Consider the following 9553-nt stretch of genomic DNA (forward strand, 5'->3'; position numbering starts at 1 on the left):
AAAGATGCGCCAGGTTCTCGTACTTCTTACCTGCCGCGGCGGGGCCTGTTAGGGCAGGTCGACGACTCGCCGCGGTGTGCGGCGTCGCGTCGGCCAGTAAGCCCCTTCGTCCGGTCCGCGATCCGGACCCCACGAGATCAGGCCCGGTCGGATTCGTGACCGGGATCCGACTTCACAGTACGACGCCCCGCGAAATGAGATGAGACGCCCATGTACGAGATGTATGCCTGGAACGCCACCGACGAGACCGAGGACGAGGCGGCCGAGGCCCTGCAGACCGCCCTGGACCGCAGGGACAACGGCGGCGCCCCTCAGAACTCCAGCCGGTAGAAGACGGCCATCCTCCCCAACCGTGGCACGACCTTGGCGATCCCGGCCGAGATCCGGTGCGACGCCGACAGGCGGCCGTAGCCGGGCAGGTCGAATGCACTCAGCGCGGTGACGAGGCGTAGCTTCGGGCTGATCGACAGCAGGTCGTCCGGCCCGTCGATGCCCCAGCGCATCGTGGCCGCGGCCTTCTTGAGCGGCTTGTTGATCGCCTGCAGGCGCAGGCCGGAGGGGCTGACCGCGTCGAAGACGAACTGGCCGCCGGGGAACCGGTCGACGATCGCCCTGACCAGCGCCCGGCCACCCGGCGGATCGAGGTAGTAGAACAGTCCCTCGGCGACGACCAGCACCGGCTTGCCCGCGGGCACCTGGTCCAGCCAGCCGAGGTCGGTGACCGACGTGCCGATGGTCCTGTGCTCCTCCGGATACAGCCGCCGGCGCAGGTCGATGACGTCGGGATAGTCCACGTCATACCAGTCGGCGCCCGGCGGCGGCGCCAGGCGGTAGACCCGCGTGTCGAGGCCGCAGCCCAGATGCAGCACGGTCGCTTCGGCATGCCGGGAGAGGAACTCCCTGGCCCAGTCGTCCAGGAAGCGGGCCCTGAGCGCGACCGAGCCGGCGTTGCGGCGGTCCATGCCGGTCTGGCGGAAGTCGTGGTCGATGCGCGCGACGGTCGCCGCCGCCATGCGGTCGTCGAGGATGGGACGCGGTGATCGGGCGTCCAGTGCCCTGCCGTACAGGGTGGCGAGGAGCGTGGCCTTCTCAGCGGCCAGTTGCACCTTCTCGGGGGCCATGCTCCTTAAGCTACACCTATTTCACAAACTCATGAAGACTGTGAAGCGGCATGGGCGAGTGCCAGCGCGCCGAGCAGCGGGGCGTCGTCGGTGAACCGCGCCGGACGTACCTCGGGCGGGAAGGGTACGGTCCGGCGCAGCTCGGCCGTCAGGCGCGGCATGATCAGGTCCGCCGCGCCCATCATGCCGCCGCCGACCACCAGGCACTCGGGGTCGAACGTCGCGCACAGGTTCGCCACGCTCATGGCCAGCAGCCCGAGGGCCTCGTCCACCAGTCCCGCCACATCGGGTCCGGCGAGAGCGCCGTCAGAGGTGTCGGCGGCGGCGAAGAGGGCGAACAGCTCGGCCGCCGTGGTCTCCCGGCCGAGCAGGGCCGTGCCCCGGGCCGCGAGCGCGGCTCCGGAGACCCGTTCCTCCAGGGGTACATGCCCGTCGGCGAAGGCGGGCTCGCCCGGGATGGCCTGCAGGTAGCCGATCTCGCCCGCCGCGCCGTGCGCCCCGGACACCACCTGGCCGTTCACCACCAGCGCCGCCGCCAGGCCGGTGCCCAGGTTCAGGTAGACGCCCGTGGACACGCTGCGCAGCGCTCCCCAGCGCAGTTCGGCCGCCGCTGCCGCCTTCACGTCGTTGTCGATCGCCACCGGGATCGCGCCGTACTCCTCCCGCAGCAGCCTGGGCAGCTCCAGCCCCTCCCAGCCAGGCACGTTGGGCGCCAGCCAGATCCGGCCGTCGCGGATGACGCCGCACGTCGAGAAGCCCACCGCGGCCGGCGCGCCGTCCAGGTCCCTGGCCGCCGCGAGCGCCCGTTCGAGCGTGCCGGCGCCGGTGTCGAGCCGGATCCGCTCGGCGATCTCCGGTCCGTCGGAGCTGGACACACCGACCGCGACCTTCGTGCCACCCACATCGATGCCCAGCACCCGGCTCACTGGGCGGCCCCCCGCCGGGCCAGCGAGTCGATCGCCACGGCCAGGGCCAGCACCGCGGCCGTCACCATGAACCGTACGGAGGAGTCGACGCTCAGCAGGTACATGCCGCTGGTGATCGACTGGATGACCAGCACGCCGAGCAGCGCGTCATAGGCGCGCCCACGGCCGCCGAACAGCGAGGTGCCGCCGATGACCGCCGCGGCGATCGCCATGAGCAGGATGTCGCTGCCACCGGACTGCTGGTTGACCGCCGACAGCCGGCTGGCCGCAAGGATGCCCCCGGCCGCCGCCAGCGTGGAGGCCAGCATGAACGCCAGGATCCTGATCCGCGTCACGTTGATCCCGGCCCGCCTGGCCGCCTCCGCGTTGCCCCCGACGGCGTACACATGCCTGCCGAACGCGGTATGCCGGAGCACGAGATCGAACACCACGACCAGCGCGCCGAAGATGATCAGCAGGAGCGGCACGCCCCGGTCGGCGGACATGATGAGCACGCCCGCCGCGAGCAGCACGGCCAGCCCGCCCGTCCTGACCAGCAGCCACCACAGGGGAGTGACGGGCAGGCCGGCGGCCAGCCTGAGGCGCCGGGTGACCAGCGCCGCGCCGCCCGAGACGAGCACCAGGCCCGCCACCAGCAGCCACGACAGCCAGGACGGCAGCCAGGTGTCGCTCAGCTTGGAGATGAACCCGGTGAACGGCAGGTTGATCGTGCCGCCCTGCCGCAGCAGGAAGAGCAGCAGCCCGAGCCAGCCCATCAGCCCGGCCAGCGTGACCACGAACGACGGCATCCGGAGCTTGGTGAACATCAGCCCGTGGATCAGCCCGATCCCCGCCCCGGCGGCCAGCGCTATCAGGATGGCCGCCAGAGCGCTCCAGCCCTGCTTGACGTGCATGATCGTCATGATTGTCGCGCAGAGCCCGCTGACCGAGCCCGCCGACAGGTCGATCTCGCCGAGCAGCAGCACCATGATGATGCCCAGTGAGATCGTGCCGGTCGCGGCCATCTGGAGGGCCAGGTTGGTGAGGTTCTCCGGCGCGAGGAAGCGGTCGTTGAGCGCGCTGAAGACGATCGCGATCGCCACCAGCCCGCCGACGACCGGCCACGCGCCGACGTCACCCTGTCTCAGCCGCTCGACCGCGACCTTCGGTGTGTAGGGCTTGCGCGCCAGCGTGTCGGTCATCGCCCTGCCCCCGTGATCGCGGCCACGATCTCCTCCTGCGTGGTGTCGGCCGTACCGAAGTCACCGGCGTTGCGTCCCAGGCGCAGGACGACCACGCGGTCGCTCACCTCCCGTACGTCGGCCAGGTTGTGTGAGATGACCAGGACGGCGAGCCCGCGTTCGCGCAGCCGTCCGATCAGCGCGAGCACCTGGGCCGTCTGCTCCACGCCGAGCGCGGCGGTGGGCTCGTCCAGGATGACCAGCCGCGGCTCGCCGATCAGCGCCCTGGCGATCGCCACGGACTGGCGCTGGCCGCCCGACAGCATGGCGACCGGCACCCGGATGTCCCTGATGCGGACGTCGAGCTGTTCGAGCAGGTCGCGGGTGGCGCGTTCCATCGCGATGTGGCGCAGCAGCGTCCAGCGGCGGCGTTCCGTACCGAGGAACAGGTTGGCCACCACGTCCAGGTTCTCGCAGAGCGCGAGGTCCTGGTAGACGGTCGAGACGCCGAGCGCCTGCGCGTCGTGCGGGTTGGTGATTTTGACCGGCGTGCCGTCGAGGGTGATCGTGCCCTCGTCGGGGACGACCACCCCCGAGATGGTCTTGACCAGCGTGGACTTGCCGGCGCCGTTGTCGCCCATGAGAGCGGTGACCTCGCCGGGGCGCAGCTGGAGGCTCGCGCCGTCGAGGGCCTGGACCGCGCCGTAGCGCTTGGAGATGCCTGTCGCGGAGAGCATTTACTGAATGCCCGCCTTGGCGCAGGCGGCCTTGACCTCGGCGGTGCAGATCTGGTCGGCCGTGTAGAACTTGTCCTTGACGATCGTGTCCTTGACCTTGTCCGCGGTGACGGCGATGGGGTCGAGGAGGAAGGCCGGAATGTCGACGGTGCCGTTGTTGACCTTGCTGGTCGCCGCGGGCTGCTCGCCCTTGGCCACGGCCACGGCCAGCTCGGCGGACTTCTCCGCCTCAGCCCTGATGTCCAGATATATGGTCATGTACTGCTCGCCGGTGAGAATGCGTTGCACGGCGGCCAGCTCGGCGTCCTGCCCGGTGATCGGCGGCAACTGCTTGTAGCCCGCGCGCTTCATGGCGGCGATAGCGCCGCCCGCCATGCCGTCGTTGGCCGACAGCACACCCACGATGTTGTCCCGGCCGATGGCGGTGATCGCCTGCTCCATCTGCTGCTGGGCCTTGTCGGGGCTCCAGTCGGGCGTGTCGAACTCCCTGCCGACCTTGACCTTGCCGTCCAGGACGCTCTTGGCGCCCTTCTTGTAGTCGGCCGAGCTGGGGTCGGTGGGCGCGCCGTGGATCTCCACGATCTGGCCCTTGGCCGTCGTGCCCTTGGCGTTCATCGCGTCGAGCAGGGCCTGGCCCTGCATCTCGCCGACGCGGACGTTGTTGAACGACACGTAGTACGCGTAGTCGATGCCGGAGATCAGCCGGTCGTAGGCGATTACCGGGATCTTCTTCTGCTTGGCCTGGTTGACCAGCGGGGCCACCGCGTTGGCGTCGACCGCGTCGAGCACCAGGACGTTGGCGCCCTGGGTGAGGGCCGCCTCGACCTGTTGCTGCTGCTTGGCGGCGTCCTGCTCGGCGTTGCTGTAGAGGATCTTGCAGTCGGCGCAGAGCTCCTTGACCTTCGCCTCGAACAGCGGCCGGTCGAACGCCTCATATCGCGTGGTCTTGGACTCGGGCAGGAAGAGGGCGATCGTCTTCGGGGCGGCGGCCCCGGCGCTCGTGGTGGCGCCCTTGTCGGTCGTGGTGTTGGCGGAGTTACCGCAGGCGGCGGCGGCCAACAAGACCGCCGCGGCCGGGATCAGTCGCCATGCTCGGTCCATCGCACATCGTCCTCTCGGGTGGGCGCGCCCCGCTGTTTGGTAAGAAAGCTAGTTTACTACCAGGGCAGTTGGCTAGAGTTTGGCGCGAGGAGGATGAAGATGCGGGGTGGGCTGGGTAATCCGCGGCTGCTGCGGGTGCTGAACGAGCGTCGGCTGCTCGACCAGCTCCACGCGAACGGCCCGGCGTCACGGGCCGATCTGGCCAAGATCACCGGACTGTCGAAGCCGACGGTCTCGGCGGCGCTGGCCGGACTGGAGGAAGACGGGCTGGTGCACCTGGTCGGCGAGGTGTCGGGCCGTCCCGGCCCGGTGACCTCGCTCTACGACATGAACGCGGCCTCCACCCACGTGGCGGGCATCGACATCGGCCGCGACTGGATCCGCGTCGCCGTGGCGGACCTGCGCGGTGCGTTCGCGGGCCGCTGCGACGGACGCAACACCGCCCGCGACTCGGCCGAGCTGGCGATCCTCGTGGGCGAGCTGTGCCGAGCCGCGGCCAGGGAGGCGGAGCTGGACTGGTCCGCGATCGCCTGCGCGGTGGTCGGCTCGCCCGGCGTCTACGACCCGGCCCAGGGCCGCCTGGACTTCGCGCCCAACCTCCCCGGCCCGCCTGACCTGGCCGGTCGCCTCCGGTCCGCCCTCGAGGTCGAGCTGATCATCGAGAACGACATCAATCTGGCGGCGGTCGGCGAGCACACGTACGGGGAGGGGCGCGGCAAGTTCAACTTCGCCCTGGTCTCCATCGGTACGGGCGTCGGGATGGGCATCGTCATCAACGGCGAGCTCTACGTAGGCGCCAGGGGGGCGGCGGGAGAGGTCTCCTACGTCCCCACGGACTCGCCCCCCACGGACGAGGCCCTGGCCCACGGCGCCACCGAGACGGTGACCGCCGCGCCCGGCGTGGTCCGCGCGGCCAGGGCGGCCGGGCTGAACCTGGAGACGGCCAAGGACGTCTTCGCGGTGGCGGCGGACGGCGACCCGGCGGCCCGCTCGGTGGTGGAGGCGGAAGGCCGCCGCATCGGCGGTCTCCTGGTTGCGGTGGCGGCGGTGCTGGATCCGGAGGTCATCGTCCTGAGCGGCGGAGTGGGCCGCAACCTGGACCTCCTCGGCGCGGCGATAAAGGACCGGATCGCGGAATTGGGCCCCCTGCGGCCGGTGGTGGTGGCCAGCGCCCTGGGAGACAGTGGAGTATTGCTGGGCGCGGTGGCCCATGCCCGTACCAGGGCGTGGGACCTCATCTTCGACGCCAGGCGCGGCTGACTCTCTTGTCCAAGAAGTGAGATAGGATGCTCGGCAGCCGAGACGAGCAGGTAAGGTACGCACATGGAGTCGCGGAACATTCGCCTGGCCGTCATCCCCGGTGACGGCATCGGCGCCGAGGTCGTCGCTGAGGGTCTGAAGGTCCTGGAGGCCGTCGGGACCAAGATCGAGGCCACCCACTACGACCTGGGTGCCGCACGCTATCACCGCACGGGCGAGACGCTGCCCGACGCCGTGCTCGAAGAGCTGCGCGGCTATGACGCGATCCTGCTCGGCGCCGTGGGCGACCCCAGCGTGCCGCCCGGCATCCTGGAGCGCGACCTGCTGCTCCGCCTCCGCTTCGCCTTCGACCACTACGTCAACCTGCGCCCGGTCAAGCTCTTCCCCGGCGTCGAGACCCGACTGGCCGACACGCCCACCGAGAACATCGACATGGTCGTCGTCCGCGAGGGCACCGAGGGCCTCTACGCGGGCACCGGCGGCGTCATGCGCCGCGGCACGCCGTACGAGATCGCCACCCAGGAGTCGCTCAACACCGCCTACGGCGTCGAGCGCGTGGTCCGCTACGCCTTCGAGAAGGCCAAGTCCCGCCCGCGCAAGAAGCTGACGCTCGTCCACAAGACGAACGTCCTCACCTACGCCGGCGACCTCTGGCAGCGCACGGTCAACCGCGTGGCAGAGGAATACCCCGAGGTCACCACCGACTACAGCCACATCGACGCGGCCTCGATGTTCTTCGTGAGCCAGCCCGAGCGGTTCGATGTCATCGTCACCGACAACCTCTTCGGCGACATCATCACCGACCTCGGCGCGGCGATCGCCGGTGGCATCGGCCTGGCGGCCAGCGGCAACATCAACCCCGAGCGCACCGCGCCCAGCATGTTCGAGCCGGTGCACGGCAGCGCCCCCGACATCGCCGGGCAGGGCAAGGCCGACCCGACCGCGACGATCCTGTCGGTCGCCATGCTCCTGGAGCACCTGGGCCTGTCCACCGAGGCGGCCAGGGTCGAGCAGGCCGTCGCCGACGACATCGTCGAGCGCCTGGCCGGTTGGGCCGGCCGTACGACACACGAGATCGGTGACGACATCACCGCGCGAGTATCGAGCTAGGGCCGCCCAGCTCCCCAAGCGCCTGGCGGTCCGCACAAGGACCGCGAGGCGCTTTTTCGCGTCTAAACGGCTAAAGCATCCCATTAGCCGCTTGCAATCCCATATAGCGAGACAATAGGAAGTACAGGCTGCTCTAAGCAGTGAATGTCCAGAGCCGTAGAGTCTGTCCAGAACCGTAGAGAGAAGGACCTCCGTCATGACCATCGCTCAGAAGCTCAGCTTCGACGTGCAGCTATCCGACCACGCTCGCACTGCGGCCGAGCGGGAGCAGGTACTGGCGAACCCCGGGTTCGGGCAGACCTTCACCGACCACATGATCTCGATCGACTACACCGAGGGCGAGGGCTGGCATGACGCTCGCCTCGAGCCGTACGGGCCGCTCTCGCTCGACCCGGCCACCTCGGTGTTCCACTACGCGCAGGAGCTGTTCGAGGGGCTCAAGGCGTATCGCCAGGCCAACGGCTCGATTGCGACCTTCCGCCCGTACGCGAACGCCGCCCGCTTCAACACCTCGGCCGAGCGCATGGCGATGCCCTCGCTTCCGGAAGAGACGTTCGTCGAGTCGCTCGAACTCCTCGTCCAGACCGACAGGGACTGGGTCCCCACCACTGAGGGCCACAGCCTGTACCTGCGTCCGTTCATCATCGCGACCCAGGTCGGACTCGGCGTCAACTACCCGTCCCGCTCATACCGGTACATGGTCATCGCCTCCCCGGCGGCCTCCTACTTCACCGGGGGCGTCCAGCCCGTCTCCGTCTGGCTCTCCACCGAGTACACCCGCGCCGCGCCCGGCGGCACCGGCTTCGCCAAGTGCGGCGGCAACTACGCCGCCGCTTTCGTCGCCCAGCGGCAGGCCGTCGAGCAGGGCTGCGACCAGGTGGTGTGGCTGGACGCGCACGAGCACCGGTACGTCGAGGAGATGGGCGGGATGAACCTGTTCTTCGTCTTCGGCAACAAACTGGTCACCCCCGCACTGACCGGCACCCTGCTGCCCGGCATCACCCGCGACTCCATCCTGTCCCTGGCGGCCGACCTCGGCCTGGAGGCTTCGGAGCGCCTGATCTCGACGGATGAGTGGCAGGCGGGTTGCGAGTCGGGCGAGCTCACGGAGGTGTTCGCCTGCGGGACGGCCGCGGTGGTCACACCGGTCGGCTCGGTCAAGGGCACGGACCGGGCATGGACGGTGGGGGACGGCACGCCTGGGGACGTGACGATGCGAATCCGCGAGGAACTGGTGGGCATCCAGTACGGCTCCCGCCCCGACACCCACAGCTGGATCCACAAGATCAGCTAACCTTTTTCCAGTCCCCCGCTTCGCTCCGGGCGTCTTTCGCCACCCCACCCGTTACCCGTCTGGGTGGTTGGCCGTTTGACGCCCGCCCCTCAACAAAGGGCTCACAATCGGCGCTTCGCGCACTGGAAGCTCGGCGCTCTTCCTTTTGGCGCTTACGCGCACTGCAAGGACCTCCGCTTCACTCCGGACGTCCTCCCAGGCGGGCTTGCGCCCGCCCCCTGGAGGGACCTCGCTCCGCTCGGACCGCCTTCCCGAGGGCTACGCCCTCACGCTTCGCCAGGGGTTGGCGGAGTCGGCCCATGAGGGGAGCGGAAGCTGGCTGGAGGCTCATGGTGGTCCTTCAGCCAATGCGGAAAATGTCAACGGCCAAGTGCGTGTGGCTCTGGCGCAAAGCGTGTGACGTCGTCACGCACGGTCAGTTCAGCATCGGTCGCATAGGATGATCTTTCGGAGGAGGTCGAGGTTGGCTCGGCCGTAGCGGCTGCGTTTGAGGGCCTTGACCCTTGTCACGTTGCCTTCCACCGCTCCCGATCATCATCCAATGGATGCTTTCATGCGCGGACAGTTACTCAATCGCGACGAACTCCGACGAACCCCGCCAAGCAACGCTCGGTAACGAGACCACACGCTTTGCGCCAGAGCTCGGTCACCTGCGGCTACACAGGTTGAATTCGTAGAGTCGGTCATGGCTTTGTCGGGGTATCGAGGGTGAGTCCGGTCTGGGCCAGGCAGCCGGTGAGCAGGTGGGGCCGGTATTGGATCTTCTTCAGCTTGCGTTTGACGATCCGGACGAGACCGGCCAGGTCGGTGACAGCGAAGTTGGTCATGGCCCGGCGGAGCAGAG

General features: G+C 69.1%; 8 protein-coding genes. 3 read left to right on the plus strand and 5 right to left on the minus strand.

Annotation, left to right across the window (positions count from 1 at the left end):
• Positions 1–311: 311 nt before the first annotated feature.
• From KLK06_RS58860 to KLK06_RS58880, 5 genes are read right to left on the minus strand one after another with little or no spacing between them, the layout of a single operon-like run.
• Positions 312–1121 (minus strand): class I SAM-dependent methyltransferase, encoded by an 810-nt coding sequence (locus tag KLK06_RS58860; protein WP_214644649.1) that lies wholly within the window; start codon positions 1119–1121, stop codon positions 312–314.
• A 29-nt stretch (positions 1122–1150) separates the two neighbouring features.
• Positions 1151–2047 (minus strand): ROK family protein, encoded by an 897-nt coding sequence (locus tag KLK06_RS58865; protein WP_214644650.1) that lies wholly within the window; start codon positions 2045–2047, stop codon positions 1151–1153.
• A complete protein-coding gene (locus tag KLK06_RS58870; RefSeq protein WP_214644651.1) occupies positions 2044–3228 on the minus strand; it encodes a sugar ABC transporter permease in 1185 nt (394 codons plus the stop codon). The genes KLK06_RS58865 and KLK06_RS58870 overlap by 4 nt, the downstream gene beginning before the upstream one ends.
• Positions 3225–3944 carry an ATP-binding cassette domain-containing protein gene (locus tag KLK06_RS58875; protein ID WP_214644652.1) on the minus strand — a complete coding sequence of 240 codons (720 nt, stop codon included), beginning with the start codon at positions 3942–3944 and terminating at the stop codon, positions 3225–3227. Before KLK06_RS58875 ends, KLK06_RS58870 begins: the two co-directional genes overlap by 4 nt.
• Positions 3945–5045 (minus strand): sugar ABC transporter substrate-binding protein, encoded by a 1101-nt coding sequence (locus KLK06_RS58880; protein WP_214644653.1) that lies wholly within the window; start codon positions 5043–5045, stop codon positions 3945–3947.
• Between the two features lie 99 nt (positions 5046–5144).
• Here KLK06_RS58880 and KLK06_RS58885 point away from each other — a divergent pair, with 99 nt between their 5' ends.
• From KLK06_RS58885 to KLK06_RS58895, 3 genes are all read left to right on the plus strand, one after another.
• Entirely contained in the window at positions 5145–6305 is a 1161-nt protein-coding gene (locus tag KLK06_RS58885) for an ROK family transcriptional regulator (RefSeq protein ID WP_214644654.1), read from the plus strand.
• Between the two features lie 63 nt (positions 6306–6368).
• Complete coding sequence (locus KLK06_RS58890; protein ID WP_214644655.1) at positions 6369–7415, plus strand: 3-isopropylmalate dehydrogenase; 1047 nt, start codon at positions 6369–6371, stop codon at positions 7413–7415.
• Positions 7416–7611: 196 nt separating this feature from the next.
• Positions 7612–8709 carry a branched-chain amino acid aminotransferase gene (locus KLK06_RS58895; protein ID WP_214644656.1) on the plus strand — a complete coding sequence of 366 codons (1098 nt, stop codon included), beginning with the start codon at positions 7612–7614 and terminating at the stop codon, positions 8707–8709.
• Positions 8710–9553 lie beyond the last annotated feature (844 nt).

It is taken from the genome of Nonomuraea sp. NEAU-A123, from assembly GCF_018603905.1.
GTDB lineage: Bacteria > Actinomycetota > Actinomycetes > Streptosporangiales > Streptosporangiaceae > Nonomuraea.

Coding starts and splice junctions, on each gene's coding strand:
- KLK06_RS58860 (WP_214644649.1), bottom strand. CDS start 1,121: ATGGCCCCCGAGAAGGTGCAACTGGCCGCTGAGAAGGCCACGCTCCTC.
- KLK06_RS58870 (WP_214644651.1), bottom strand. CDS start 3,228: ATGACCGACACGCTGGCGCGCAAGCCCTACACACCGAAGGTCGCGGTC.
- KLK06_RS58875 (WP_214644652.1), bottom strand. CDS start 3,944: ATGCTCTCCGCGACAGGCATCTCCAAGCGCTACGGCGCGGTCCAGGCC.
- KLK06_RS58880 (WP_214644653.1), bottom strand. CDS start 5,045: ATGGACCGAGCATGGCGACTGATCCCGGCCGCGGCGGTCTTGTTGGCC.
- KLK06_RS58885 (WP_214644654.1), top strand. CDS start 5,145: ATGCGGGGTGGGCTGGGTAATCCGCGGCTGCTGCGGGTGCTGAACGAG.
- KLK06_RS58890 (WP_214644655.1), top strand. CDS start 6,369: ATGGAGTCGCGGAACATTCGCCTGGCCGTCATCCCCGGTGACGGCATC.
- KLK06_RS58895 (WP_214644656.1), top strand. CDS start 7,612: ATGACCATCGCTCAGAAGCTCAGCTTCGACGTGCAGCTATCCGACCAC.